This window comes from Pseudoalteromonas sp. A757 (genome assembly GCF_004103285.1).
GTDB lineage: Bacteria > Pseudomonadota > Gammaproteobacteria > Enterobacterales > Alteromonadaceae > Pseudoalteromonas > Pseudoalteromonas galatheae.
In genome coordinates this window covers 60,622-87,355 of sequence record NZ_QNQN01000067.1, presented here as the reverse complement: position 1 = coordinate 87,355, position 26,734 = coordinate 60,622, and the positions used below count along the sequence as shown (strand labels likewise).

General features: G+C 42.9%; 24 protein-coding genes and 1 tRNA gene. 20 read left to right on the top strand and 5 right to left on the bottom strand.

The window, feature by feature from the left end; genetic code table 11:
* The first annotated feature begins 95 nt into the window (after positions 1–95).
* From DRB05_RS10445 to DRB05_RS10425, 5 genes are all read left to right on the top strand, one after another.
* On the top strand, positions 96–1,466 hold the full coding sequence (locus DRB05_RS10445; RefSeq protein WP_128726882.1) for a TIGR03503 family protein: 1,371 nt from the start codon (positions 96–98) through the stop codon (positions 1,464–1,466).
* Between the two features lie 110 nt (positions 1,467–1,576).
* Positions 1,577–1,653, top strand: a tRNA-Asp gene (locus DRB05_RS10440).
* Between the two features lie 617 nt (positions 1,654–2,270).
* Positions 2,271–2,957 carry a translesion DNA synthesis-associated protein ImuA gene (gene imuA / locus DRB05_RS10435; RefSeq protein ID WP_128726881.1) on the top strand — a complete coding sequence of 229 codons (687 nt, stop codon included), beginning with the start codon at positions 2,271–2,273 and terminating at the stop codon, positions 2,955–2,957.
* Between the two features lie 2 nt (positions 2,958–2,959).
* Positions 2,960–4,357 (top strand): DNA polymerase Y family protein, encoded by a 1,398-nt coding sequence (locus tag DRB05_RS10430; RefSeq protein ID WP_128726880.1) that lies wholly within the window; start codon positions 2,960–2,962, stop codon positions 4,355–4,357.
* The gene (locus tag DRB05_RS10425; protein ID WP_128726879.1) at positions 4,357–7,434 is read left to right on the top strand and encodes an error-prone DNA polymerase; all 3,078 of its coding nucleotides are present in this window, start codon (positions 4,357–4,359) and stop codon (positions 7,432–7,434) included. The genes DRB05_RS10430 and DRB05_RS10425 overlap by 1 nt, the downstream gene beginning before the upstream one ends.
* A 119-nt stretch (positions 7,435–7,553) precedes the next feature.
* Here DRB05_RS10425 and DRB05_RS10420 read toward each other — a convergent pair whose 3' ends face one another.
* Positions 7,554–8,024, bottom strand: a complete 471-nt coding sequence (locus DRB05_RS10420; protein ID WP_128726878.1) for a hypothetical protein — start codon at positions 8,022–8,024, stop codon at positions 7,554–7,556.
* Between the two features lie 92 nt (positions 8,025–8,116).
* Here DRB05_RS10420 and DRB05_RS10415 point away from each other — a divergent pair, with 92 nt between their 5' ends.
* Positions 8,117–8,500, top strand: coding sequence for a response regulator (locus DRB05_RS10415; RefSeq protein WP_128726877.1), 384 nt, complete (start codon positions 8,117–8,119; stop codon positions 8,498–8,500).
* Between the two features lie 93 nt (positions 8,501–8,593).
* Here the strand turns inward: DRB05_RS10415 and rpsT are convergent, their stop codons facing one another.
* On the bottom strand, positions 8,594–8,854 hold the full coding sequence (rpsT, locus tag DRB05_RS10410; RefSeq protein ID WP_010370978.1) for a 30S ribosomal protein S20: 261 nt from the start codon (positions 8,852–8,854) through the stop codon (positions 8,594–8,596).
* A gap of 429 nt (positions 8,855–9,283) precedes the next feature.
* Between rpsT and murJ the strand changes: the two genes are divergently transcribed.
* The 13 genes from murJ to DRB05_RS10345 all read left to right on the top strand — a co-directional run bounded on the left by murJ (position 9,284) and on the right by DRB05_RS10345 (position 23,979).
* Positions 9,284–10,846 (top strand): murein biosynthesis integral membrane protein MurJ, encoded by a 1,563-nt coding sequence (murJ, locus tag DRB05_RS10405; protein ID WP_128726876.1) that lies wholly within the window; start codon positions 9,284–9,286, stop codon positions 10,844–10,846.
* A 67-nt stretch (positions 10,847–10,913) separates the two neighbouring features.
* Complete coding sequence (ribF, locus tag DRB05_RS10400; protein ID WP_128726875.1) at positions 10,914–11,840, top strand: bifunctional riboflavin kinase/FAD synthetase; 927 nt, start codon at positions 10,914–10,916, stop codon at positions 11,838–11,840.
* Positions 11,841–11,861: 21 nt separating this feature from the next.
* The gene (gene ileS, locus DRB05_RS10395) at positions 11,862–14,690 is read left to right on the top strand and encodes an isoleucine--tRNA ligase (RefSeq protein WP_128726874.1); all 2,829 of its coding nucleotides are present in this window, start codon (positions 11,862–11,864) and stop codon (positions 14,688–14,690) included.
* Positions 14,691–14,699: 9 nt separating this feature from the next.
* The gene (lspA, locus tag DRB05_RS10390) at positions 14,700–15,203 is read left to right on the top strand and encodes a signal peptidase II (protein WP_039496949.1); all 504 of its coding nucleotides are present in this window, start codon (positions 14,700–14,702) and stop codon (positions 15,201–15,203) included.
* Positions 15,200–15,640, top strand: a complete 441-nt coding sequence (gene fkpB, locus DRB05_RS10385; protein ID WP_128726873.1) for an FKBP-type peptidyl-prolyl cis-trans isomerase — start codon at positions 15,200–15,202, stop codon at positions 15,638–15,640. The genes lspA and fkpB overlap by 4 nt, the downstream gene beginning before the upstream one ends.
* A complete protein-coding gene (ispH, locus tag DRB05_RS10380; RefSeq protein WP_128726872.1) occupies positions 15,640–16,569 on the top strand; it encodes a 4-hydroxy-3-methylbut-2-enyl diphosphate reductase in 930 nt (309 codons plus the stop codon). The genes fkpB and ispH overlap by 1 nt, the downstream gene beginning before the upstream one ends.
* Before the next feature lie 13 nt (positions 16,570–16,582).
* Positions 16,583–17,587, top strand: coding sequence for a histidine kinase (locus DRB05_RS10375; RefSeq protein WP_128726871.1), 1,005 nt, complete (start codon positions 16,583–16,585; stop codon positions 17,585–17,587).
* Positions 17,584–18,270 carry a LytTR family DNA-binding domain-containing protein gene (locus DRB05_RS10370; RefSeq protein WP_128726870.1) on the top strand — a complete coding sequence of 229 codons (687 nt, stop codon included), beginning with the start codon at positions 17,584–17,586 and terminating at the stop codon, positions 18,268–18,270. Before DRB05_RS10375 ends, DRB05_RS10370 begins: the two co-directional genes overlap by 4 nt.
* 117 nt (positions 18,271–18,387) lie before the next feature.
* Complete coding sequence (gene pilV, locus DRB05_RS10365; protein ID WP_128726869.1) at positions 18,388–18,945, top strand: type IV pilus modification protein PilV; 558 nt, start codon at positions 18,388–18,390, stop codon at positions 18,943–18,945.
* On the top strand, positions 18,942–19,949 hold the full coding sequence (locus tag DRB05_RS10360) for a PilW family protein (protein ID WP_128726868.1): 1,008 nt from the start codon (positions 18,942–18,944) through the stop codon (positions 19,947–19,949). Before pilV ends, DRB05_RS10360 begins: the two co-directional genes overlap by 4 nt.
* The gene (locus DRB05_RS10355) at positions 19,937–20,398 is read left to right on the top strand and encodes a pilus assembly protein PilX (protein ID WP_128726867.1); all 462 of its coding nucleotides are present in this window, start codon (positions 19,937–19,939) and stop codon (positions 20,396–20,398) included. Before DRB05_RS10360 ends, DRB05_RS10355 begins: the two co-directional genes overlap by 13 nt.
* Positions 20,399–20,420: 22 nt before the next feature.
* Positions 20,421–23,555, top strand: coding sequence for a PilC/PilY family type IV pilus protein (locus DRB05_RS10350; protein ID WP_128726866.1), 3,135 nt, complete (start codon positions 20,421–20,423; stop codon positions 23,553–23,555).
* Positions 23,542–23,979 (top strand): type IV pilin protein, encoded by a 438-nt coding sequence (locus DRB05_RS10345; protein WP_128726865.1) that lies wholly within the window; start codon positions 23,542–23,544, stop codon positions 23,977–23,979. The genes DRB05_RS10350 and DRB05_RS10345 overlap by 14 nt, the downstream gene beginning before the upstream one ends.
* A gap of 62 nt (positions 23,980–24,041) precedes the next feature.
* Here DRB05_RS10345 and DRB05_RS10340 read toward each other — a convergent pair whose 3' ends face one another.
* Together DRB05_RS10340 and DRB05_RS10335 are read right to left on the bottom strand one after the other, a co-directional pair.
* Positions 24,042–24,548 carry a GspH/FimT family pseudopilin gene (locus tag DRB05_RS10340; protein ID WP_235956563.1) on the bottom strand — a complete coding sequence of 169 codons (507 nt, stop codon included), beginning with the start codon at positions 24,546–24,548 and terminating at the stop codon, positions 24,042–24,044.
* Positions 24,549–24,647: 99 nt separating this feature from the next.
* The gene (locus DRB05_RS10335) at positions 24,648–25,253 is read right to left on the bottom strand and encodes a GspH/FimT family pseudopilin (protein ID WP_128726864.1); all 606 of its coding nucleotides are present in this window, start codon (positions 25,251–25,253) and stop codon (positions 24,648–24,650) included.
* Between the two features lie 68 nt (positions 25,254–25,321).
* On the opposite strand from DRB05_RS10335, the gene glnB reads away from it, so the two are divergent.
* Positions 25,322–25,660, top strand: coding sequence for a nitrogen regulatory protein P-II (gene glnB, locus DRB05_RS10330; protein ID WP_010371023.1), 339 nt, complete (start codon positions 25,322–25,324; stop codon positions 25,658–25,660).
* A 218-nt stretch (positions 25,661–25,878) separates the two neighbouring features.
* Here glnB and DRB05_RS10325 read toward each other — a convergent pair whose 3' ends face one another.
* Positions 25,879–26,643 carry an outer membrane protein assembly factor BamD gene (locus tag DRB05_RS10325; protein WP_128726863.1) on the bottom strand — a complete coding sequence of 255 codons (765 nt, stop codon included), beginning with the start codon at positions 26,641–26,643 and terminating at the stop codon, positions 25,879–25,881.
* Positions 26,644–26,734: the final 91 nt, after the last annotated feature.

Sequence of the window (26,734 nt, the reverse complement as noted above, 5' to 3'; positions counted from 1 at the left end):
ACAATCGGTATCGTTGGGATGGGGTAGACGCTTAACTAAGGGCTTTATCCCAGAAAAAGATCACTCAGGCCATCAAGGCAATGTAGGGTTAATGCATGAATCTAAAACAGCTTATCTTGGGGTTTGTACTGCTAGTAAGTACGATTGTTGGCGCTCAAACACCACAGATAACGATGTTACAGCGGGACGGCAAGGTAAATGAAATCCCTCTTTTAGATAACCGTTTTCGCATTGATTATAATATTGAAGAGATTACTTTACTGTTTTTTCGCGCACCTGGCACGCCTGCCGTGGTACTTGTGAAGCCTGATGGCAGTAAATATTATGCGACCAGTTCGCTAGATAATGATGCACTGCAATGGTACGACGAAGTCAGCTATGACTTGATCATTCTAAAAAATCCGACGCCAGGCCCTTGGCAAGTTATCGGACAGATCCAAAAAAACAGCCGCATTATGGTATTGGGTGACATTGAGCTCGAAGTTGAAGCTTTGCCTCCGTTATTGTTCCGTGGTGAAGTATTGAAGGTAACAGGTCGTGTGACCAATGATGGCGAACCGATAGATGTAGGTTACTTTCGGGATGTCGTGACTTTGTATGTAGAGTTCTCCAGCACCAATAACGATGAATATGCAAACTTTGGTGCAGGTACGCAAAGTGTAACCGACTTTAAAGATGATGGTCGCGAATTTGATGAAAGGCCCTTGGATGGAATTTTTACTGGTGAGTTTAAATTAAATTTTCCAGCAGGGGAGTGGCAGCCAGAATTTTTCATTGAAACGCCCATTCTAAAAAGAAGAGTGATTAAATCTCCCATTGTTATTGCTGAGCCGCCATTCAACTTTGAATTGATGCTTGCGGGCGAAAACGAGCTTGAACATGGTCTTACTATCACGTTAGACGACACGGTTATAAAGCCAGAAACTATCTTGTTACAAGGTAAAATCTTTTACCCCAATGGTGAAGAGCAGATGTTTACTTTAGATGCCGAAGAGCGACTTTATCGTCAGCTACCAATCAAGAATTATGACTGGGGTCGTTATAGCATAGAAATCTCAGCATTTGGTGAAAATATCAATGGCCGTGAGTTTATGGCTACGTTGCCAAACTATAACTTTGAAATTGAAAGGCCCATTGAAAAAGTGCCTGAGTTAGAAGCCACTGCGTTACCAGCAGCGAAACAACCCGCTCCAGAACCAGAGCCGACTATAAGTACAGCGCTATTAGTCAGTATTATCGTTGCTGGTAACTTAGTTGTATTATTGCTTGGTGGGTTAGTTATTCGCATTTTTGTGCAAAAAAAACCAATTAAGTTAAAAGTACCAATGTTAAAGAACCCATTTAAGAAAACCGAAGAAGTCATTGATCTTGATGATTTAGGGCCATCTGAAAATAACGCAGCAGGTAATGGTTCAAAAAATGATAAATCAGGTGATATTTTGAACCTTTCAATGAAAGATAACTAAAAAACACGGTTTTTTTTCAAAAAACGGTTGACTCATGAGGGGGTCATTCGTATTATTCACGCCGCTGTCAGGGAGCACACCTTACAGCAAACACTGCAAGAATATGACGCGGAGTGGTAGTTCAGTTGGTTAGAATACCGGCCTGTCACGCCGGGGGTCGCGGGTTCGAGTCCCGTCCACTCCGCCAGTTTGCATTTTCTTCTAAGCAAGCTTCATTGAGCAAAATCAAATAGCTCATTTTCTTTAGTCTTTCCCTTGTCATCATTGTCAAGTAACTCATTTTTCAACATAAGCTTATAATAATGTCGGTATAACTTTGCTCGTTGCAGCAAAGTGATAGTTCAGTTGGTTAGCTGTTGCCTTAGAGAAAGCGGCCAGTCATCCCGGGGGGCGTGGGTTCGAGTCCCGTCCACTCCGCCAGTTTGCATTTTCTCTTCTTAGTAAGCTTCCTTTACTATTAGAAATTAAAAATATAGCCCTACTACAAGTAAAATAAGCACAGTTTTGTCGTTTTGCAGCTTAGTGTAAAGAAAGTGGTAGTTCAGTTGGTTAGCTGTTACCTAAGTGGATAGCATTCAGCTAAGCCAAAAGACGATTATCTACGCGCCACACTCATTGTTTTACGTCTCAGTTCTTGTCGCCTTTTATACAAATACATTTTGTAGATCTCATTTCTCCTAAGCAAAACACGATTAACTTAAAGCGCAAACTATGGTTATTTTTAACTCGCCTCTTTTCTAGCGATCTACTTGCGATCTGCCTTTATTTAAATATACTGTATATATAAACAGTATTTGGTGATGTATGGCGAATTATATAGATCTTCTTGAGTGTAAAAACTTGCTTTGGCGTGGACGTGGACAGGCCGCGCAGCATGATGTCGTCAGTACTCGCTTTGCTGCACTTGACGATTTACTGTGCGGTGGTTGGCCGCAACAAGGTGTGATTGGTGTGAAAACTGCAATGGGAATAGGAGAGTTAAGGTTGATATTGCCCCATTTTGTGGATGATAACCGTTTGAAGGTATTAATTAATCCTCCAGGACAAATACATGCCGCAGCATTGCATTATTTATCGTTAGATCTGAGTGAATTTATGATTGTACAGCCTCCAAGTGAAAAAGAAGCACTATGGGCTGCGGAGCAATGCGTAAAAAGTGGTGTGTGTAGTGCACTTGTACTTTGGCACGAAGCGCTTTCTATTGCTGCTGTAAAGCGTTTGCAGTTAGGTGCACAGGCGGGGAGTTGTAGGTTATTTGTTTTACATCAAGCACAGTACGCCCAGACTTTACCATTTACACTTTCAGTGGTTTTACAAGCACAGCACAGCAGCTTGGATGTGACAGTAAAGAAGCACAAGGGGCACTTTGCACATCGCAGTCTTAAACTAGAGAATCCCCATTATTGGCCAGAGCTTGAAAAGCCAAATCTACCTCATGTTAGCGATAATATAGTTGCATTTTCGGGCTATGAGCGGCGTTTAACGAGCTAGTTATGTGGTTATATCTCTATTTTCCTATGCTGCAACTAGAGGGAATGACGAAGCAAACGGTTTCCGGTGATTTTGTTACACCCGTTGTTATTATTGATGGCCGCAAAAACCAGATAGTGCAGTTAAATGATGCAGCGCAGCAGCGAGGTATAAAAATAGGAATGGGCCTTGGGACTGCTTGTGCATTGTGTACACAGCTTCATGTTTTGCCCTATGACGACTTGCTAGAAAGACAGCAGCTATTAGAAATTGCCAATATGCTTTATCAAGTAAGTGCAGATATTGTAATCGATGAACCTAATGGCCTTGTGCTTAAAGTCGATTCTATGCTGTCGCTCTATCATGATTTGCCAAGTTACTGGCAAGTAATATCTGGACAATTAGCGCAGCTTGGCAAGAGTTATTATTACGGCATGGGTGAGTCCACAATAATGGCTAAGCTCTTGGCGCGAGAGCGTTGCAATGTGCTTGTACTAACGCCCTGCCAAAAGCGTCATTACCTGAGGAAAATAGGACTAACACGTACAAGTCTAGACAGCCGGGTGATTGAGCTGCTTGCTCGCACCGGAGTTAAAAATGTGGCGCAGTTAGAGCAGTTTGCACTCAGTGAGCTGGCTAAGCGTTTTGATACTGAACTCGTACATTATGTAGGCTGCTTGTTTGGAAAACTAAAGGAAACCCTTAACTATTTCCAACCTGCGGAAACCTTTGAACTTACTGCACCTTTACTTTACGAAGTCGAAGTGATGGCTTGGTTAGAAAAGCCAATCGAACATTTGCTATCGCGTTTAGCGCTATTCCTACAGCAACGTAACTTGGTAACTCGAACGCTTTATTTTACCTTAGCACTTCGAGATAAAGAGGCTTTAGAGATCACATTAAACAGCGCAGAGCCTGAATATAAGGCGGCAAATTGGCAGCGCCTGTTAAACCTCAAGCTAGAATCCATAACCTTAGATGCGCCCGTACAAAGTGTTTCACTCAAAGTTGATGCTTTAGAAACGCAGCATGCCACAATAAAAGATCTTTTCTCAACGCAGCAAAGTGTGATGTCAGCGCAAGGACTGCGAGCTATTCTATGTGCCAAGCTCGGTGAGCAGGCAGTGCAAGGTTTACAGCTTACAGGCGATCCTCGTCCTGAAAAGGCCAGCACTTATAGCCATAAGCCCTGTTTCACGGCACTAGATAGTAAGTTAAGGCCCAACATTTTATTTCCGAAGCCACAGCCTTTATGTGAAAGAGTCAATATTATTTCTGGTCCAGAGCGCATCGCTTCGGGGTGGTGGGACGGTGAGCCGGTCCAGCGAGACTATTTTATTGTACAAAATGAACAAGCGCAGCGGTTATGGGTATTTCGAGAGCAAAATAATCATTGGTATATTCATGGAGTATTTAGCTAATGTCTTATGCCGAGCTTTTTTGCCAGAGCAACTTTTCGTTTTTGACTGGCGCATCGCGACCAGAAGAGTTGGTCAAACAGGCAGATTTTTTAGGTTATAGCGCCATAGCTATTACTGACGAATGCTCTTTGGCTGGCATTGTCCGTGCTCATGCTTATATTCGTGATCATAAGCTCAAGATAAAACTGATAGTTGGGAGCTTACTAAAGTACAACAATATTGAATTGGTCGCTCTTTGTCCTTGCCAGCTCGCTTATACAGAGTTATGTCGAGTGATCAGTAATGCTCGCCAGCGAACGGAAAAGGGACAATATCGGCTTAGTGAGTGGGATATTATGTCGCTTAAGCATGTTTTATTGTTGTGGTTGCCAAAGGGGAACAGTCAAGATGTTCAATCATTGCAATGGCTGTGTAAATACCACCAAAATAGAATATGGATTGGCTACCGACGTAACTTGAGTGCAGAAGATATACATTACTTTACCCATTGTGTAAAACTGTCAAAAGCGTACCAAATACCTATTTGCGCTGTTGGTGGGGTGCTTATGCACTGCTCGTCTAGACTTGCGCTACAGCATACTCTGACAGCTATTCGACAAAACCGTGTGATAAGCGAGATCCCTGAGAAAATGATAAGCAATAGCGAGTCGGCACTGAGATCTATCTCTAAGCTTAATAAGTTGTTTTCACCTACCTTTCTTGAAGAAAGTGCCAATATCGCGAAGCGATGTGTATTTAATTTGGACTCATTGCATTATCAATATCCTCAGGAGTTAGTGCCTAAAGGCTTTACTCCAATGGCTTATTTACGCGCGTTGGTTGAAAAGGGTAAACAAGTTCGCTTTCCTGATGGCGTGCCGCCAGATGTAGAAGCCATTATTGATAAAGAGCTAGCGCTTATTGAAGCGCTTGATTATCCGTTTTTCTTTATCACTATTCATGACATTGTGATGTATGCAAAACAGCATCAAATCTTATACCAAGGGCGAGGTTCAGCCGCTAACTCTGTGGTCTGCTACTGCTTAGAGATAACCGCAGTTGACCCTCGGCAAGTGGGCGTATTGTTCGAGCGTTTTATTAGTAAAGAGCGTAATGAGCCACCCGATATAGATGTAGATTTTGAACACCAACGTCGTGAAGAGGTGATCCAATATATCTACAAAAAATATGGTCGTAAGCGCGCAGCATTAGCAGCAACGGTGATCACGTATCGTTTAAAAAGCGCCATGCGTGATGTTGGCAAAGCCTTGGGCATTGAAGTGGCGCAAATAGAGTACTTTATTAAGCATCTCAACCGCCGTGATAAAGGACTTAACTGGCAGGCCCAATTAGTGGAGCTAGGGTTAGAGCCAAACTCATTAAAAGGTCAGCACTTTATTCAGTTGGTTAATGACATTATGGGGTTTCCAAGGCATTTATCGCAGCATGTTGGTGGTTTTGTTATCTCAGAAAGTCCATTACATGAATTAGTGCCCGTAGAAAATGCAGCTATGCCAGAGCGCACAATTATTCAATGGGATAAAGATGACCTTGAAACCCTTAAGTTACTCAAAGTCGATATCTTGGCCTTGGGTATGCTAAGCGCTATTCGTAAGTGCTTTGGTTATATTACAGCGCATACCAAGCGAAACCTAGATCTTGCCCAATTGACTCGTATGCAAGACGACCCTTTGGTCTATAAGATGTTGCAAAAAGGGGATAGTGTTGGCGTGTTTCAAGTAGAGTCTCGCGCACAAATGAGTATGTTGCCAAGGCTGAAACCCGCTAATTACTACGACTTAGTGATCCAAATAGCAATTGTACGTCCCGGCCCTATTCAAGGTGATATGGTGCATCCATTTTTAAAGCGACGGGATGGTGAAGAGCAAGTGACTTATCCATCCGAAGCGGTTAAATCGGTATTAGAGAGGACCATGGGGGTTCCCATTTTCCAAGAACAAGTAATAAAACTGGCTATGGTTGCAGCTGGGTTCACTGGAGGAGAAGCAGATAGCCTGCGCCGAGCCATGGCATCATGGAAGAAAACCGGAGAGCTGATGCAGTTTAGAGAAAAGCTTATTCGAGGTATGCTGGCCCGGGGCTATGAAGCACAATTTGCTGAGCGGATTTTTGAGCAGATCTGCGGCTTTGGTGAATATGGTTTCCCTGAAAGCCACTCCGCTTCTTTTGCTGTGCTGGCTTATGCTTCTGCGTGGTTGAAATACTACTACCCAGCAATGTTTTATACTGCGTTACTCAATAGCTTGCCAATGGGGTTCTATTCGGCTTCACAGCTGTTGCAAGATGCATCAAGGCATGAGGTTAGTATTTTACCTATTTGTGTTAACCAGTCCGATTACGAGCACCAAGTCGTAAAAATACCAAGACAAGCATCGTTTGCGATCCGTTTAGGGCTTAGGCTTATAAAAGGGTTAAGTGAAACTGAAGCTCTACAATTATTACAGTGCAGACCTCAAGAGGGGTTCGCTAATATCGTGCAGTTACAGCAAGCTGGCATTACCAATAGCACTATTGAAAAGCTGATTTCTGCGGATGCTTTACATCACTTCGTGGATAGCCGTTATGCTGCTAGATGGTCACTTGCGGATCAAAGTAAAGCATTGCCACTATTCAGCGATATTGAAGAGAAAGAGTCGCAATATAGCCACTTTAACGCCACAGAGTTTGAAAACCTACAGGAAGATTATAATAGCACTAAGGTTTCCTTACGCACTCACCCAATCAAGCAACTTGAGCAAGCAAAGCTTATAGACCGAACGGTTAAGGCCAATCAACTGCTTTATCGACCGCATAAATCGTTAGTCACAGTGATAGGGCTGGTGACAGGAAAGCAAGCCCCGGGTACCGCAAAAGGCGTGACCTTTTTTACTTTGGAAGACGAAACAGGCAACATCAATGTGATTGTGTGGTCTGGTACTGCTCGAGCGCAGAAGCAAGCCTATATGGGCGCACAGTTATTAGAAGTAAAAGGTATAGTCGAGAAGGAAGGGGAAGTGGTACATGTTATTGCTGGTAGACTAATCGATAGAAGTGAACTTTTAGAGACGATGACAGTTAAAGCTCGAGCCTTTCATTAATTGTTTTTTAGTGATTTTTTGTGGCTTAAAGCAGAGAAATGTTGTTTTCGTAAATGCGCTCTAGATTCTTATAAAGCTAAAGCCCCAATAAAGAGGCGCTTTTGTCGCTTTTCCTCACTTTAGCCTTGGAGCAACTTCATCATGGCTGCTATAAAACCTTCTTGCTTGATTATTTGGTACTTTTGGCACGAGTCTGGGTTTTTCAAATCGTGGCATAGATATAATGTATTACGCTCAAGCGCAGGCTTTGGGTGTAAGTTTGAGTCAAATAGCACAGGATCAATACCAGGAAGGCCAGACCAATATACACTACTAGCCACAAGACCTAATTTCTCGTAAGTAATCAGTTGTGGTTTTGGCAAGGCAATGAATAGTATTCCAACGACTGCAAGTGTTATCCACTTACTCTTTCCCTTAGGTTTATCATTATCTATAGTGGTTTGTGTTTGCTGCGCTTGTGCGGTTTGTTGAGCTTTGATTGCCGCTATTTGTTGCGGTGAAGATCGGCGGTTTTTAGTTGTACTAGTTCGTTTTTTTTGATTGGACTGTACTTGACCTAAAAGCGATTGTTTTTTTGATGGTTTTGCCATGCTTTAAGTAGCCTTTTAGTTGCAGGTCTCTATAATGCTTCTATGCTAAGTATAATAGCCTATTTTTATATTACAGCCTACGGGAAAGGACTATGGATCAAAGTATCTCTATTTTAATCGTTGATGATGTAGGGACAGTTCGCAGCTTTTTACATCAAACCTTGATGCATTTGGGCATTGATCATGTTCGAGAAGCCTCAACAGCAACACAATGCGTAAAGTCATGTGAAGAGCAGCATTTTGACATTGTCTTTTTGGATATTGAACTGCCAGATGGTGACGGTAAAGAGTTGATCGCAACACTCAATGAAATTAACCCGAGTGTTAATGTCGTTATGGTTTCAGCTCACTCCACAGTGGATAATGTAAAAGATGCGATTGAGCGTGGTGCAAAAGGGTTTGTCGTAAAGCCATTCTCACCAAAGAAAATCGCGGCTATGTTGAAAAAGTTTTACCCAGATTTAGAATTGGCATAAGACACCAACGGTTTTATTTTTTGATACCAAGGTGCATAAATTACAGATATAAAAAAACCGACTTGACGTCGGTTTTTTCAATCCAGCAACAAATTAAAGTGCTTTGATCTTAGCAACTAAACGGCTCTTATGACGAGCAGCTTTGTTTTTGTGGATTAGACCTTTAGTTGCGTAACGGTCTAGGATAGGTGCAGCAACAGCGAATGCTTGAGTTGCAGCTTCTTTATCACCAGCTTCAATTGCAGCGATTACTTTTTTGAAGTATGTACGCATCATTGAACGACGGCTTGCGTTGTGCTTACGACGCTTTTCGCTAGTGATAGCGCGTTTTTTTGCAGACTTGATGTTAGCCAAGGTTTGCTCCTAACAATCTTAAAATAAGCTTAATTTAAAGGCCGAGGAATATGCCTGTTTTAATCGCAAAAGTCAATATAAATTAACAAGCGCGGCCTAATGTTCAACACCCAAGGCTTGACTTGGGCTATTCTCAATTCTTAACCTGCACAAATTAAATAACGCTGCGATGCGACGCTCTTACTTTTATTGCAGGCAAGTAAACCCGTAATATCCCAAGTTGCACTAATAATTTGAAAAGCGTAGCTTCACAAAGTGCCTTGAAAATCTCAGGTCTGAACCAAAGTAAACAGTCTAATTTCACTAGGTGAAACAGGCCTACCAAGGTTAATGGCGCGTATTGTATCAAAGCTGACAAGGCACGCCTAGTGCTAAATGCACAACGACTGTGGCATAATCTGCCGCGATTCACTGAATTTAGGAGTTAAGGTGGCAAAAGGGTTATTTAAATCGGGTATGATTGTCAGTGCCATGACTATGATTTCGCGGGTTTTGGGCCTCATTCGAGATGCTGTAGTTGCAAATCTGTTGGGCGCTGGACTGGCTGCTGATGTATTTTTATTCGCCAACCGGATCCCTAATTTTTTACGTAGACTATTTGCTGAAGGCGCGTTTGCTCAGGCATTTGTACCTGTTCTTTCAGAAATTAAAGAAAAGCATGGCGATGATAAAGTAAGGTTATTTGTTGCACAAGCCGCTGGCACGCTTGGTACAGTGCTCTTTATCATCACCATTTTGGGGGTCGTCGGTTCGCCTGTCATTGCGGCGTTATTCGGTACAAGTTGGTTCATAGACTGGTGGCAAGGTGGTGCAGATGCCGAAAAGTTTGTGCTTGCCAGTGCACTATTAAAACTCACCTTTCCCTATTTATTCTTTGTTTCTCTAGTGGCTCTAAGTGGCGCGGTACTAAATGTTTATAATCGTTTTGCTGCCGCAGCTTTTACTCCTGTATTATTGAACGTTGCGATTATTCTTTGCGCTATTTTCCTTCATGATAAATTTGAGCAGGGTGCATATGCATTGGCGTTAGGGGTATTTATTGGGGGAATGGTTCAACTACTATTCCAAATACCGTTTTTACTGCGTTTAAAGGTGCTAAGTCGCCCCCGCTTTGCCTGGCGTAGCCCTGAAGTAACCAAAGTCAGAACCTTGATGATCCCAGCATTATTTGGTGTTTCTGTTAGCCAAATTAACTTACTACTGGACACCGTCATTGCCTCTTTTCTCGTGACGGGATCGATTGCTTGGCTTTATTATTCAGACAGATTAATTGAATTTCCACTCGGTCTATTTGGAATTGGTATTGCGACCGTGATACTGCCTGCACTTTCTAAACTACACGCAGGAGAAAAAAGTGAAGACTTTCAGAAAACACTAGATTGGGGTGTCCGTTTTGTCATCTTTTTGGGGTTACCTGCAATGCTAGGACTGATGGTGACAAGCCCACTTATCATTTCAGTATTATTTGGCCATGGTGAGTTTGTTTCTCAAAATGCAGACAATATAAATAAGGTAAGTTTAGGAGTAGCCGCATATTCCGTTGGCTTACTAAGCTTTATGTTGATTAAAGTACTGGCACCGGGCTTTTACGCTAGACAAGATACCAAAACGCCTGTTCGTATTGGTATTATTACCATGGCACTCAACATGGTTTTCAATCTTATCTTAGCGCCTTTTATTGGTTATCTAGGCCTTGCATTGGCAACTTCATTATCAGCGTCTTGTAATGCGTTTTTACTTTATCGTCAGCTGTCACATCAAGGTGTGTATCAGCTAAGCGCATTTTCTCTTGGTTTTACTGCCAAATGCTTTGTTTCAGCGGTCGTGATGGCTTTATGCGTATACTTTCTCGGTGCCCGCTTTGAATGGCTAGAGTGGGGACTAATGGAGCAGGTACTATTACTTTGCGGATTATTGGCGGCCGCAATGGTGAGCTATTTTAGTTTAATATTTATACTAGGGGTAAGATTGAGCACAATCCGAGATGCTTGATTCGCATTTTTAAGCAACTTGGGTATAATCGGGCTCTTTGATATTTGCTGCACAAAGGCACGGCACTATGCAACTAATCCGAGGGATCCATAATATTCGACCACATCATTTTGGTTGTGTGTTGACGATTGGAAACTTTGACGGGGTTCATCTTGGACATGTAGAGGTTTTGAAGGGGCTGATTAGCGACGCAAAACACTATCAACTTCCAAGTACAGTGATGTTATTTGAGCCGCAGCCCTTGGAGTTTTTTGCCAAAGATAAAGCACCGGCTAGGCTGACGAGATTACGTGATAAACTAGTCCTGTTACAAGAGCTTGGTATAGAGCGAGTCATTTGCGTCAACTTTAATCGCAAATTTGCCTCGCAAGATGCAGAACAATTTATCAAAGAAGTCCTAGTGGCAAAGCTTGGAACCAAGGCGCTCACGGTCGGCGATGACTTTCGTTTTGGTCGTGAACGTGCTGGTGATTTTGCAATGCTAAAGCAAGTAGGCGAACCGCTAGGTATGCAAGTAAAAGACACGGCAAGTTTTCGCAAGCAAGATTGTCGTGTGAGTAGCACGTTGATCCGCACGGCGCTGGCGGCTGGTGATTTGCGTCAAGCACATGATATGTTGGGCCATACTTATGCCATTTCAGGCCGTGTTATTCACGGTTGGAAGAAAGGCAGAGAGCTTGGTTTCCACACTGCAAATATCGCGTTAAAGCGCCAAGTGAGCCCTGTGCGCGGTGTGTATGCGGTCAAAGCGACTGTGAATCACAAAACACATTATGGCGTAGCGAATGTTGGCACTAAGCCAACGCTAAACGGAACGAAAGCCCTTTTAGAGGTGCATCTGTTTAATTTTAATGAGACCATCTACGGTCAGTTTATGAAAGTGGAGCTAATTAAAAAGCTTCGCGATGAGCAAAAATTCGAAACATTGTCGCAGTTAACAGAACAAATCAGTCGTGATGTTAGCAATGCAAAACAGTGTTTTTCTTTAACGTAGCCGATACGGAAAGTAGGATAAATGAGCGACTACAAACATACTTTAAATCTACCGGAAACTGAGTTTCCGATGCGTGGTAATTTGGCGCAACGCGAACCAAAGATGCTGAAAAAATGGTATGAAGAAGACCTATACGGTCAAATTCGCATTGCGAAAAAAGGTAAAAAGCCATTTATTTTGCATGACGGTCCTCCGTATGCAAATGGTGATATTCACCTAGGTCACTCAGTAAACAAAATCCTAAAAGATATTATTATCAAGTCAAAAACGCTTTCTGATTTTGATGCGCCTTACGTACCTGGTTGGGACTGTCATGGTCTTCCAATTGAGCTACAGGTAGAAAAGAAAGTAGGCAAACCAGGTAAGAAAGTATCGGCTGCTGAATTCCGTGAAAAGTGCCGCGACTACGCTAAAAAGCAAGTTGATGGCCAAAAAACAGATTTCAAACGCCTTGGTGTGTTAGGTGACTGGGATAAGCCTTACCTAACCATGAACTTTGATTTTGAAGCCAATGCTATTCGTGTGCTTGGCCGTATTATCAAAAATGGTCACCTGCACAAAGGTGCAAAGCCAGTTCACTGGTGTACGGATTGTGGTTCAGCGCTTGCAGAAGCAGAAGTTGAATATCAAGACAAACAATCACCTGCAATTGACGTAAAATTTGTGTTTGCTGATCAAGCGGCAATCATAAGTGCATTTGGTTTGGCAGAAGGCCATGAAGGAAAAGGCGAAGTAAGTACCGCAATTTGGACTACAACACCTTGGACACTACCTGCAAACCGCGCTGTGGCAGTACATGGTGCACTAGAGTATGCGCTGGTACAAATCGAAGATGAAGGTCAAGAACAGCGTATTGTGCTTGGTTCTGAATTAGTCAAAGACGCTGTTGATCGTTTTGGATTCAAGCACTTCCACGTATTAGGTTACGCGAAAGGCGCTGCGCTTGAGAATCTGCGCGTTGCACACCCATTCTTAGATTTCGATGTGCCTGTTATCTTAGGTGAACACGTAACAACGGACTCAGGTACTGGTATCGTTCATACAGCACCTGGTCACGGTCAAGAAGACTTTACCGCAGGTCAGGCTTACGGTCTAGAGGTTGCGAACCCTGTTGGTGCAAATGGCGTTTATCTACCTGATACGCCGATTTTTGCAGGCCAACACGTATTTAAAGCAAATGATAGCATCATTGAGTTATTAACTGAGAAAGGCGTGTTATTCCGCCATAAGGCACTAACGCATAGTTATCCACATTGCTGGCGTCACAAAACTCCGATTATTTTCCGTGCGACGCCGCAATGGTTCGTCAGCATGGATCAGGCTAACCTTCGTGCTGATTCACTAAATGAGATCAAAAAGACTGAATGGTTACCAGAGTGGGGTGAAAGCCGCATTGCAAACATGGTTGAAGGTCGCCCTGACTGGTGTATTTCACGCCAGCGAACTTGGGGTGTACCAATCGCATTATTTGTCGATAAAGACACAGGTAGCTTGCACCCTGAAACGGAAGCCTTAATTGAAGCCGTTGCTAAATTAGTGGAAGAAAAGGGTATTCAAGCATGGTACGACTTAGAGCCAAGCGCGCTACTAAGTGAAGCAGATGCTCAACAATACGTAAAAGTACGAGATACGTTAGACGTATGGTTTGACTCAGGCGTAACGCATGCGTGTGTTGTTGATGCACGCGAAGAATTAACAGGCCCTGCAGATCTTTACCTTGAAGGCTCGGATCAGCACCGTGGTTGGTTTATGTCGTCAATGATGACTTCAGTTGCTATCAATGGTCACGCGCCTTATAAGCAAGTGTTAACACACGGCTTCACGGTCGATGAAAAAGGCCACAAGATGTCTAAGTCATTAGGTAACGTGATCTCGCCGCAAGACATCATGAACAAGCTAGGTGCAGATATTTTACGCTTATGGGTAGCTTCCACTGATTATACGGCCGAAATGACCGTGTCTGATGAAATCTTTAAGCGTTCAGCAGACCGTTATCGTCGTATTCGTAACACAAGTCGTTACCTACTTGCGAACCTAAGTGGCTTTGATCCAAAAACGGATTTAGTAGCAATTGAAGATATGGTTGAGCTAGATCGCTGGATTGTAGCGCGTGCCGCACAGCTACAAACTGAGATCAAAACAGCGTACAACAAGTATCAAATGCTTCAAGTAACACAAAAGCTCATGAATTTCTGTACAGGTGAATTGGGCTCGTTCTATCTAGACGTGATTAAAGACCGCCAGTACACCGCGAAAAGTGATAGCCATGCCCGTCGTTCTTGCCAATCTGCGCTTTATCATATCGCCGAAGCTATGACGCGTTGGATGGCGCCAATTATGAGCTTTACTGCACAAGAAATCTGGGAAGTATTACCAGGTGATCGCGGCCAGTTTGTATTCACGGACACTTGGTATGATGCAATTGAAGGGGCGACAGAAGGCTCGTTGAATAATGCTTACTGGCAGAACTTACTTGCGGTACGTGATGAAGTGAACCGTGTACTAGAGAATGCACGTAAAGAAGAAGTGATCGGTGCGACGCTACAGGCAGAAGTAACGCTATACACAGGCAGTGACTTAGCTGAGCAACTCAGTGCTATTGGTGACGAATTACGCTTTGTTTTACTGACTTCGAAAGCAACTGTAGAAGTGGTAAACAGCAAGCCAGAAAATGCAATCTCATCAGAAATTGATGGTTTGTTTATTAGTGTAGCGGCAACATCAGCTAAGAAGTGTGATCGTTGTTGGCATTATACCGACGACGTAGGTACAGACGAGCAACACCCAGACATCTGTGGCCGTTGTATTAGTAACGTTGAAGGTGATGGCGAACAGCGTCAATTTGCCTAGGAGTAAAACGTGACACAAACTACACAGAAAAGTGGTCTGGTGTGGTTGTGGCTTAGTCTACTGCTTTTTGCAGTAGACTACTTCACCAAAGCACTGGTTATGGCTGAAATGGAACTCTACGAATCCATTGATATTTTGCCAATATTCAACCTTACTTACATGCATAACTATGGTGCAGCGTTTAGCTTTTTAAGTGAAGCGGGCGGTTGGCAACGGTACTTTTTAAGTGGTATTGCCGTGGCGATTAGTACTTTGCTGATCTTCTGGTTACGTAAATTGCCAGCATCTAATTGGAAACTAGGATTAGCCTATGCGATGGTACTAGGTGGCGCCGTAGGGAATTTATATGACCGTATCATTCATGGTTATGTTATTGATTTTCTACATTTTTATTATCAGGATTGGCATTATCCAGCCTTTAATGTTGCAGATATGGCGATTGTTGGCGGTGCTGCATTATTAATTTTTGATGCCTTTACCAGTGGCGATAAACCACAGGAGAAAAATGCGTGAGTGAGCAACTAATTGGAGCAAAATCTGAAGTATTGTTCCACTTTTCAATCAAGTTATCAGACGGTTCAGCAGCAGATTCCACCAAGGTTCATAATAAACCCGCAAAGCTATTCATGGGTGATGGCAGCCTGACGGAAAATTTTGAAAAGTGTTTGCTTGGGTTAAAAGCAGGCGATGAGAAATCTTTTGAGCTAGAGCCAGAAGACGCGTTCGGACAACCAAATCCTGACAACATTTACTATGTTGATAGAAGCAAGTTTGGCGCAGAAACCCCCGCTCAAGTGGGCAGCATTATTGCATTTACGCAACCTGATGGTACTGACTTGCCTGGATTGATACGAGAGGTGGCCGGTGATTCGGTAACGGTTGATTTCAACCACCCACTTGCGGGTCAAAAAATAACATTTGAAGTGGAAATTCTTGAGGTAAATAACTAATGGAAATCTTGCTGGCAAACCCGAGAGGATTCTGTGCAGGCGTAGATAGAGCGATTAGTATTGTTGAGCGTGCACTCGATATTTTTGAGGCGCCTATTTATGTTCGTCACGAAGTGGTTCATAACAAATATGTTGTTGATGGTTTGAAATCTCGTGGTGCGGTGTTCGTTGAAGAGCTAAATGAAGTACCAGACGACAGCATTGTTATTTTCAGTGCACATGGTGTTTCTCAGCAAGTACGTAATGAAGCAAAGCGTCGGGAATTGAAGGTTTTCGATGCAACCTGTCCATTAGTAACAAAAGTACATATGGAAGTGACGCGTGCTAGTCGCAGAGGCACTGAATGTATTTTAATCGGGCATCACGGTCATCCAGAGGTTGAGGGTACCATGGGTCAGTATGACAATCCGAACGGTGGTATTTACTTAGTTGAAAAGCCCGAGGATGTAGTGACACTCGAAGTTAAAAATGCAGACAATGTATTCTATTGCAGTCAAACAACGTTATCGGTAGATGACACTGCGGATGTAATTGATGCGCTGCGCAATAAGTTCCCAAATATTAGCGGTCCACGAAAAGATGATATCTGTTATGCTACGCAAAACCGTCAAGATGCGGTTCGTGACTTAGCGGATAAAGTGGAACTACTGCTCGTAGTTGGTGCTAAAAATAGTTCTAATTCTAACCGCTTAAGAGAACTTGCGGATAAAATGGGAACTAAGGCATTTCTCATCGATGATGCCTCTTCCATCGAAGAAGCTTGGTTCGATGAGGTTGCAAAGGTTGGTGTAACTGCGGGCGCATCAGCACCTGAAGTGCTGGTTCAGCAGGTTATCTCACGGCTTAAAGAACTTGGTGGGGAAACGGTAGTTGAGAACCCTGGACAAGAAGAAAATGTCGTGTTTGCCGTACCAGTAGAACTCAGATAAGAGAGTTAGCACGATGACACCGCGTATCAGGTTGTTGTCTGCACTATTGAGTGAGCGAGGTGTGCTAGCATTGCTGGTTGCCTCGCAAATCCTAGCCTTTTTATATACGCTGATTTCCGCGACAGCGTTTTGGCAATCTCTCGGGTTAACTAGCTTATTCATTCATTTCACTGCCTTTTTATCACTAGCCGTCATAGCGATTGTTCGCCACGCTGTTGAAAAGCGTTCGGATCTCGTAGAAGCTGGAATTCTCATCTTGGTCTTTGTGTTTTGCACTGGCGTAACGAGCACGGCTGTTCCCTATGGTTTTGCACTATTGGGTTGGGTTGATGAGGCAAAAGTTGAATTGAATTTGTGGCGTAATATCGCAATATGCCTTTGTATTATCACTCTCTTTGCACATTTTTTAGCTATTTTTACCGATAATATTCGTAAGGTGAAAGCGCTATCCCAAGCGGAACTTGAAGCGTTACGTGCGAGAATTCGGCCGCACTTTTTATATAACTCACTCAATACTGTGGCCGAATTGGCTCATATTGATGCAAATGCAGCAGAAAAATCAGCATTAGCCCTTGCCGATTTATCACGCGCTGCGATGTCTACACAAAATACTGTTCCGCTGGAAAGTGAAATATCTTTATGTAAAGCATATTTAGCACTTGAGAAGTGGCGCTTCGCAGAGCGTTTGAGGGTAGAATGGGAGTTAGACAATGTCTTGGGAAATGTTTTGATCCCTGCGTTGATATTACAGCCATTGGTGGAGAACGCGGTTAGCCACGGAGTAGAGCCAAATCCAAACGGAGCAGATATTCGTATTCATATTCACCGTAGTCAACGCACCTTAACGGTGGTAATTTTTAACAGCTATGACGCTAAATTAAAGCCGACGCACCAAGGGCATGGCATTGGGATAAGTAATATCAGGCGCCGCTTGGCTTTACACTACAATCAATCCATTGATTTTAAAACTGAAGCCAGTCAAGATAGCTATACCGTCAGTTTTTCGCTACCGCTATGAAGACATTAATATCTTATCTTATTGTGGACGATGAGCCGTTGGCAAGAGCGCGCGTTAAACGGCTAATGCAAAAGCATAGAGGCTTTCGCTGTATCGGTGAAGCTGATTGCGCAGATAGTGTGGAAGCGCTATTAAAACAGGAGCCTGTGCAGCTTATTTTTCTTGATATTTCAATGCCGGGTCAGTCAGGTGTTGAACTCGCGAGCCAATTACGCTTGCAATTTCCGAGGATGAAAATCGTGTTTCTAACGGCGCATCCGGAATATGCGTTAGAAGCATTTGAACTGCACGCTAATGGTTATCTAGTGAAGCCACTAGATAGTGATAAGCTAGATGCTTTATTGACTACTATCTTTCCGAGTATGGAGACGCTCAGCTATTACGTTGGCAGTGAGTTGCGTCACGTTCAGGTTTCGGATGTGATTGTTGCCGAGGCGGATGAAAAGTATACGCGAGTAACATTGAATTCTGGCCTACAAGCACTCATTGACATGTCACTCAAGTCACTGTTAGATAAGTTCCCGACACATTTTATTCAAATCCATCGCCGCACATTAGTTAAACGAACGGAAATCTCCGCGTTAGAGTTGCATGAACAAAAACACTATGTGTGCCTCGAGTCACTCCCCAATCGCTATGAAGTTAGCCGTAGAGCTTACACCCAACTAAAAACATTGTTTTGAGTGTTAAGCGGTGAATAAACCGCTTATCGCCTCAAAAGACCTTTCATACTATCTCGTATTGAGTTTCAAAGACGACTGCTTAAACTGAAGCTAGGATAATTGAATTTTGGTTGAGATATGCATATTTCGCTAAAGCAACAGGGCTTCACATTGTTAGAAGTGCTTATTGCGTTTATGATTTTGAGCTTTGGGTTGCTTGGTGCTGTGGCATTACAAGCAAAAGCTAAACAAGCAAGTTTTGATTCAATGCAGCGAGCCGCGGCGGTCGAACTTGCCAGCGACATCATGCACAGAATAAGAACAAATGATGCGGCAAATATAGCTACACTCTACAACATCAACTTTAATAGCACAGAAGACGTCCAAGAAAACACCACGTGTTATTCTCAGCGCTGCAATGCCGCAACGCTTGCGAGAACAGATATTGCTAATTGGCGCCAAGCTATAAGAGCAAGGGAGAATACAGGTTCGCTGGATAACGCGGTTGTTTGTATTAACCCTACTCAAGTTGCCGGTGATACATCAGGGGTAAATGTACAGGTCATCGTCACTTGGCGAGGTCGTCAAGCCATGACAGCCCTTGCGAATAATCCCGCAGGAAGTTGTGGCACGGTTGATGATAGGCGTAGAGCAGTAGTTATGGATACGTTTGTCTTAATTAGGAGTGAGCCATGAAGAGGGTGTTAGGGTTTACTTTATTAGAAATAATGATCGCTATGTTTATTGGCGTATTGTTACTGGGCGGTGTTATAGCAACATACGTAGGTATGAAGGCGACCACCAATGACACGATGCAAATTGGAGAATTACAAGAGAAGGGTCGCCTGGCTCTATCAATAATGCGCCGTGATATTGAGCAAGTCGGCTTTTGGGGGACTTTTTATGAAAAAGCGTTTTCCCCTAATAATCAAGTCGCGCCTGCAAACCCTGGCAATGATTGTTCAGGAGGAATTAACAATGGAAGTTTTCCCAATAACCAACCCGCAAACTTTCGTCCAATTTGGGCAACCTTCACTACTAATTCGACAGCACTTGGATGTATTACCAGAGCGAAACCAGAGTCAGAAGTTTTACAGGTAAAATTTTTAGAAGGGAGTCCTGTAGATGTAACGGGTCTTGTGCCAGATGCAGGTGCTATCCAATCAACCAGGTATTATTTTATTGCACAGCAAGAGCAAGCTGAATTTATCGCGGGGGGTAATGTCGGGAATATGCCAAGTGTTAATGCAACACTTTGGCCATATAGTCACCATGTATATTATGTAAGTGAAGAGCAACAAGTCATTAATAATCGCACTATTACTATCCCAGTCCTAAGAAGGCAAAGGTTACATGTTAATGGTGGTATGACAGACGAGCTGGTGATCGAAGGCGTTGAACAAATTCGTTTTATTTTTGGCTTAGACACCAATTTTGATGGTCGTGTTGATAGGTATAGAAATACAGCAACTATGTCTGATGCTGATTGGGGTGCCACAAGAGGCATATTATCTCTACAGTTGTTCGTATTGGTAAGAGTATTGGAACCAGATGTTGATTTTGGGGTGCAGTCGCGATCGTATGTATTAGGGAATGACCCTAATAGGAGAACGGTTACTTATAACGACGCTATCAGACGTACTGTATTTTCAACCACAATATCAATGTACAACATGGGAGGCTCGGCATGGGAAATGTAAAACAACGAGGTGTGGTACTGATCATGGCGATGGTCATGGTAGTTGCAATAATGGCAGTTGCAGTGACATTGATGAGCACCAGCACATTGGATATTAAAATGACACATGCGGTGATGGAACGAGAAGAAGCTGAGAGTTTACTGTTTGGTGAAATGCAAAGACTAATAAGACAAGAGCAGCGAGCCGCTAATAGTGTATTTTTACGCTCACGACAGCAGCTAGCTAACGATGGGACAACCGTTCAAACGCCGAATGGCTTACAAGCCACTGTAACCAACCTAAATAATGGAGAGTTAGAGTTGTTTTGTCCTCGTCAATATGACTATACCGAAGGGTTCGTTTGCAACATGACCGAAGTCCGAGCTACTGTGGGGTATGGCGATAGAGGACGTCATAACGTCACCATTGTGATGGGTATTGGTCAGGAAATTGTGAGCGTTTCGAATTAACAGCCTTTTTCGAGTAACTGATATGAATAAGTTAATATACACGATAGTTGCATTAATGGCGCTATTACAAACCGCTCAAGCAGAAGACATTGAGCTTTATGTTAAACACAATGTTTCTACTCGCGAGCAACCTCGGGTGCTGATGCTATTTGATACATCAGGCAGTATGGCGTGGGATTCTCAAAATGGTAAGGCGTGTTACGAACGTTACTCATATTACACGTGGAAGGGCTGGCGTAGGGTCAAAAGGAATGGGTATCGATCGTCTGATTGTTTTCAAGGTAATAAGTGTTATCAAAAAAACCAATTTGGGAATTATGTTCAGGGCTGTGCTGATAGCCGCCTAAAGGTAGCACAAAATGCGATGCGTAAACTGGTGAATGATAACGCAGATATCCAGTTTGGCTTATCTCGTCTGTATTCTTCAAGTGGCGGTTATATATTAAATGGTATTGGTAGTAGCCGTAACGACATCGTAAATAAAATAAATGCATTACCTGCTTCTGGTTCAACGCCTTTGTCGGAAACCTTATGGGAGTTGTATAATTACCTCAAAGGTGGAGGCGTTTACTGGGGAGAAAATGGTGGAAATGATAGAGATAAAAGCATAGAAAGTCGTGGTAATTATATCTCCGCGTTTACTCCTGCTCGTGGCGCGGAGGAGCGCTGCGATACCTCTATTAATTTAATCTTAATGACAGATGGAGATCCAACCAGTGACACCAGCTCCAACAACAGCATAGTGAATGAATATTTCTCAGTCTACGGTGCATACCCCAATTACTTTGATATAAATGAAGGCTCTGGTGTCACTAAAAATTATTTACCCGCATTAGCTAAAACAATGCGCGGTACGTCTCAAGTAAAAGTTGACTTATACCCTTCTACGCCTGATGAACACGACTTTGCACGTGTTTTTACAATCGGTTTTGGTAACGGTATGTCTGGTACAGGCAAGGACCTGCTGAAGGAAACCGCGGCGCAAGGTGGTGGGCAATATCTTCATGCTAATACTGCGGACGAGTTGTCAGACGTACTCAAAACCACCATTACCAATATCAGAAATGTAAGTGCAAGTTTTAGCTCACCAACGGTGTCTGCCAATGCCGAAGACCAAACCCAAACCGGTGATGCACTTTATTATACACAGTTTAAACCGGAAACACATACGCGTTGGCGTGGCAACCTGAAAAAGCTAAAGTTTGTGGGTACAGAAATAGTAGGTCAGGAGCGAACCAAAGCGATAGATAACAAGGGTGTTATTGATAGCAACATCACGACGTATTGGTCGCAAGCGGACTCAAAAGATGGCAATAATATAGAAAAGGGCGGAGTTAACTATGCCCTTGAAAATCAGATCACTAGAAAAGTCCTGTCTGATTTTGGTGGCAGTGATTTAGTTGACTTCACTTATAATAACGCCGAAAGTGCCTATGGTAATTTAACTAAGCTTGCCGCTGCAATGGAATTAAGTGGTGCAAGTAAAAGTGAGATACAAAATATTTTTAATTGGGCGATAGGCCAAGATGTTGATGATGAAGATGGTGATGGCTTACGCTCTGAAAGAAGACCAGACATCTTTGCTGATCCCCTACATTCAAAACCCGCAACAATTGACTATGGCAACGGCGATATCCGTGTGCTCATTGGCACCAATGCAGGTATGCTTCACATGTTTAAAGACCACGGAAATAGCGTAAGTGAAAGCTGGGCATTTATCCCTGGCTCTTTATTACCTATTTTGAATCCGGTAAAAACACGTAAAGCAGAAACTAAACTGTATGGTCTAGATGGGCCTATTACTGTGTACTTTCACGATGTGAATAAAAATCGCAAAGTGGAATCGGGAGACAAAGTCTGGGCATTTGTAGGGATGCGCCGTGGCGGCAATAAATACTATGGTTTTGATATTACCAATCCGGATTCGCCTAAACTATTGTGGGGTGCGCCTATTTCCGGGGATTCAAACAAATTTAAGAATTTAGGACAAACGTGGTCTAAGCCTGTAGTGACTTTCATTGAAAAGCAAAAGGATAGACCGGTATTGGTTTTTGCAGCAGGATATAATACCAATAAAGACAATGTTTCACGTAGCGATGATAATGATAAAGGCGTAGGAATTTACATGGTTGATATCATGTCAAACAATGCTGATATCGTCTGGTCGCTTACTGGAGATGCGTTTAAAGGTAAGCACAGTATTGTTGCGGAGCCAACGTTAACGGACTCAGACTATGATGGCTATATTGACCGAATTTACCTAGCGGATACCGCGGGGAGTATCTGGAGAATTGATATACCCGGCCCAAACCCATCTGATAGTACTGAGCCTTGGACTCATTTCGAATTGGCGCGTTTGGGGAATAGCTCTGCTAATGAAGATAGGCGCTTCTTCTATCGTCCAACTGTTGCCCGTACCTTTTATAGTAAAGTAACAGAGACCAGATATAATGGGAATTTAATTAAAGAGCGCAGAGATACACCGTTTGATGCAATCGTTATCGGCAGTGGTAATCGCTCTAAGCCAACAGACTCAAGCGTGAATGACTATCTTTTCATGATTAGGGACATACACACGAAAACACAGTCTTTTGTAAGTGATATTCCAGACCCTATACTAGTTTCTGATTTAATGGAAATGAAGAGTGATCCGTTCGGAAATGCTGTAGATGATATTGATGACTTTGTTGAACTAGAAGTAGAACTGGCTAAGTTTAATGGCTGGAAGTATCAGTTATCAGGAGGTGAAAAATCACTATCTGGCGCTACTGTAATTGGAGGAGTTGCTTACTTCACTTCATTTACACCTGCAGATCAGACTACCCAACAATGCACGTTAACGGGTGGTAAAGGGCAGCTGTACATGTTCCACTTACATTATGGCACAGGGAAAACCTACGTGACTTCACAGGATCTACCGGATACACCAACTCTAGTTGTACGTAAAGACGAAAATGGTAAACGAATTCCTTTTATTGCTGGCCCTGGAATTATAGCTGATGATAGTAATCCATTTGTGCCGCCAGGAATACCGGGTGAACCAGTGCCAGTTGTCGGAGATAACGACAAGGTTATTATCTTTAAAGATAAAACTTCTGGGATCAGAACAAGGCAACTTTACATTTATAAGAGGGAAGATAGCGATGAGAAGAAATAGTATCCTAGGCAAAACAATGTCAGGCTTTACCCTGATTGAAGTAATGATAGTGGTAGTGATCATTGGTATCCTCTCTGCTGTTGCGTACCCTAACTACACTGAATATGTGAGACGAGGAGCAAGGGCTGATGCCATGACTTTGTTACTTGATGCTGCAAATAAGCAAGAGCAGTTTTTTGTGGACAATAGAGCGTATTCAAATAATCTTGCAAATATTGGTGTGCCGACAGCAACAGAAAATGGCTACTTCAATGTGACACTTGAAAACGTTACCGCAAATACCTTTACAATTGTTGCAACAGCTGCTGCAGGGCCAGTTCAAGGAGATCAACAGTGCCCAGCTTTAACTATTGATGAGCTTGGCGTTCGTGGTGTTACTGGGACCACGAATCAAGACGCTATAGATAGGTGTTGGGAACGTTAATTTTTTCGGGGAGTCGTTGGCTCCCCTTTGTATTAACATTACTTATCCAAACCTCAGATTATTTATTCTTGGCACTCATCTGTATCTTTTAGAGTGCTTCTCCCTGTGTAGCTAACTGACAACGACAATCCCATGGTAGAACTTGCGTTACAGTAGACAAAAGTACCGTTATAGAGTCCTGCGAGATGACCAAAGCGGCGAAATATAATAGCGTTTCTTGGGTAAGTGAGCTTGTCACCTGAGTCTATTGAGTCCACAACAGCTAATTTATAATCATCGTCTGAAAACTCACCTTGGGGGTGGTAATCAATAAAAACCGTTAACTGAGTGTGCCATTCTTTGCTGTCGCAGCGATTATTTTTCAGTGGGCATAAAGTGACGGTTGCACCGCTTGCAACAGCTTGAATGCGAGCCAAATTAATCGCTCGCCGCAGTGCTTCAAGTTTTATTTTTGGTTTATCAAACTGAAATAAAGCCGTAAGACTGGGAAGAGAAAATAAGCTGACGATGGTGATAATCGCCAAACACACTAAAGATTCCAGTAGGGAAAAACCCATATAGCGACGCATATCCTTTGCCTCGAATTACATTTTCTTTAAGCCTAGTTGTTTGTGTGTTAAAGGCAAGGTTGAAGCGAAGAGATATTTTACGCGTCAGTACTTTTGTGGCTATTCGCAGGATTCTGTCGTATCTCCACGATATAATGCCGTGCCAGCGGTTGAAACACTCAACTGCTGATTGTTGTCGTCACTGCCAGGACAATAGGTAAAATTGCCGGCGTTTGAACCACTTAAAAGTCCGCTTGAATCAAACCTTAGACGATTGTCACCAGAAAATACCATAGTGTCGTTATCGTCTACGACCTCCATAGTTCTATGGATAGTATCACCATTACTAAATGTGCCATTTTTATCACTATCAACAAACACGCTAATTCTGTTCGTTGCCCAATTATCTTGGCAGGCAAATGGCGTTCTTGCTTGAATATTGGCTGGGGGAGCTGGGCAGAGAATGACAATTTCGTCTGCGGCGGTTGCCTTTACACGAGCAAATGCAATATTGCGCTGTAATTCTTGTAAGAAAGACTCTGCTCGGTTACGTTGCAGCAGGTTGCCATCAAAGCTAAATGAAATGGCCAAGACGATAGCCAATATAGCGATGGTTATCATTAGTTCTAGTAGGTTGAATCCCGCTGATTGTTTCATTACCGCCTCACAACCAAAAAGTAATAATTTATGATTATTATTATTGCGTGAAATCACTTCAACTTTCAATGTCTTTGTTTGCCTTGGGCAAGCGGATTGTCTAAAATCGACGCTATACCAAAGGAATCGAGATAGTCATGAAGAAAATAGAAGCAATAATTAAACCGTTTAAACTTGATGATGTCCGAGAAGCGCTTTCGGATGTGGGGATCACGGGTATGACGGTATGTGAAGTGAAAGGCTTTGGTCGTCAGAAAGGCCATACTGAGTTATATCGCGGTGCTGAATATATGGTAGATTTCTTGCCTAAAGTAAAACTTGATATTGTTACCGCAGATGAAGACGTGGACAGAGCGATTGAAGTTATCCTAAAAACCGCGCAAACGGGCAAAATTGGTGATGGTAAAATCTTCGTAACCGATGTTGAGCGTGTGGTTCGGATCCGTACAGGTGAAGAGGACGAAGAAGCAATTTAATGACGCTGTTAAGTCAAATGCTTACCTTTTAAGGCTGCTTACCTCCTATTATGGGCAGCCTAAATCCTTCCTTATTACAACTACAAACAGGTAAAACACACTGACGATTAATTTCCATCTACAGGAAGCAAGTACTTTTACTGCTGTAGCAAGCTTGAAGGCGAATACTGGCGGGAGATAAGTCACGATCTCAGCGGTATCGTGACTTGACACTATTTTTATTTGTTACGTGCGTTAACCGATTTGGCTTTTTTCACGTTATCCGCAAGGTCCTGAAGGCCAAGTTTGCGATAGCTTTTTTCCATAATGTCAAAAGCCTGAGTCAGGTAACTACTTTGAGAGTAATGTTCTACTACATATTTACCACGATTTGCTGCGGCAAGGTATGCTTCACGCTCGAAGTAATATTCAGCGACTCTGAGCTCATAGCGAGCCATTTTGTTCAGTAGCCAGACCAAGCGTTTTTTCGCCTCTGGTGCATACGGACTGTTTGGATAGTTTTTAACTAACGTGGTTAAATCCTGAAAAGCAACACGGGTGCGATTGGCATCACGGTCAGCTCTGTCTACACCGAAATACTCTTGGAATGCGTTTTCATCAGCCTTGATGCTAACTAAGCCTCGCATGTAATACATGTAGTCTAGGTCTTTATGATTTGGATTTAAGCGAATAAAACGATCAATAGTCGCAAGTGCTTGGTCGGTATTACCTGTTTGATAATATGCATAGACTAGGTCCATTTGAACTTGTCTTGCATAAGGGCCGAATGGATAACGAGCATTAATTGCACTTAATAATTCAATGGCACGGGCATACAAGCCGGAATCTAATGTTTGTTTTGCGTCTTCATAAAGCGCTTGGGCGGATTTGTTTGGTACGCGTTCAATATCTTCTTGTTCTGGTGCGGATGAACAGGCTGCCAAACCTAAAACAGACGCGGCTAACGCCAGCCTAAAGGCGTGTGTCCTTAAGTTTTTAATCATTTTATTTTACTACCTTTGTTTTCTTCGGCTAGGCCAACTCGGCAAAACCGAGTAAACTATGCATTAATACGATTCTAACCCAGTCGAGCAC